Genomic DNA, 1,215 nt, shown 5'->3' with positions numbered 1-1,215 from the left:
GTCAATTACGCTAACCCCGATATGGTGGGTCATACGGGCATTTTAGACGCGGCCATGAAAGCAGTGGAAACGGTGGATCTATGCTTGGCTAAGTTGTTAAGTAGCATCAATAAATTGGGGGGAACAGTGTTAATCACTGCCGACCACGGTAACGCGGAAACGATGGTGGATGAGTCGGGTAATCCTTGGACGGCCCACACGACTAATCCCGTTCCTTTAATTTTAATTGAAGGGGAACAAAGAAAAATACCCGGCCACGGTGGCGATGTGCAGCTGCGGGATGATGGTCGTTTAGCCGATATTGCCCCCACTATCCTGGAAATTCTCTCTATTCCCGTCCCAGTAGAAATGACTGGGCGATCGCTGATTAAACCGGCCGAAGTGGAAATTAAAGCCAGTCGCACTCCCGTCCGCATCTCGCTTTAACGAGTAAAAAGTCAAGAAAGGGGAATTTTATGCTGAAAACCATCGAAGGTGTTTATCGAGATGGACAAATACACCTAACCGAGTTACCCAATGATATTAGCGATCGCTCACAAGTGCTGGTCACTTTTCTCGATCAAATCGATCCTAGTAAGCTCAGACAACTGATGGAGTATTTAGAGGTCATCGAGGGGATTCAGCAAGGTTTCGAGGAGATAAACTCCGGTAAAACCCGTCCTCTTGCCGATTTTGCCCAAGAAATGGCCGAAAAATATGGTATTTCAGGTTGAAATTACCCCAACTGCCACGGCACAGATCGAAAAAGCCTATCGCTGGTATCGAGGTTATAATGCCGAGTTTGCTGACCGTTGGTTTCGAGGATTAATGAATGCTATTGCGACTCTGCAAGAGAAACCAACTCGTTGTGCTTTAGCGCTCGAACAGACGATTTTTCTACCCAAAGAAGTCCGACAACTTTTTTATGGGAAAGGTAAAAATGTCTATCGAGTGCTTTTTACAATTAGAGATAGTACGGTTTATGTACTATATGTTCGCCATAGCGCCCAAGCACCACTAACACTTGAGGATATAGAGGATGAAGAGGACCCTAGTTGATAACTAATTCAAAGCTGACGGCTTGATAACTGCTATACTTTGTAATGGAAAATAGAGAGTAATAATCATGACAGTGGTGCTGGTAGTACAGATTATTTGGGCGCTGGCGGCGGCCTTTCTGGCGATTTTGGTGTTATTACACAGTCCCAAAGGGGATGGTATTGGCGGTATTGGCGG

General features: G+C 45.7%; 3 protein-coding genes and 1 pseudogene. All 4 read left to right on the top strand.

Annotated features, from left to right (window positions below; translation table 11 throughout):
• Positions 1-426 (top strand): annotated as a pseudogene (locus PX481_RS13770) (2,3-bisphosphoglycerate-independent phosphoglycerate mutase); the annotation flags it as partial.
• 29 nt (positions 427-455) lie between these two features.
• A complete protein-coding gene (locus PX481_RS13765; protein ID WP_002761316.1) occupies positions 456-713 on the top strand; it encodes a hypothetical protein in 258 nt (85 codons plus the stop codon).
• Entirely contained in the window at positions 697-1,038 is a 342-nt protein-coding gene (locus PX481_RS13760) for a type II toxin-antitoxin system RelE/ParE family toxin (RefSeq protein WP_002761318.1), read from the top strand. Before PX481_RS13765 ends, PX481_RS13760 begins: the two co-directional genes overlap by 17 nt.
• 67 nt (positions 1,039-1,105) lie before the next feature.
• Positions 1,106-1,215, top strand: a 110-nt coding sequence (gene secG / locus PX481_RS13755; protein ID WP_288094761.1) for a preprotein translocase subunit SecG, incomplete at its 3' end; no start/stop codon positions are given.

The sequence above is a fragment of the Microcystis sp. M53603_WE2 genome, assembly GCF_030065435.1.
Note: the sequence above shows the minus strand (reverse complement) of the source record. Positions and strands in the feature narration are given on the sequence as shown.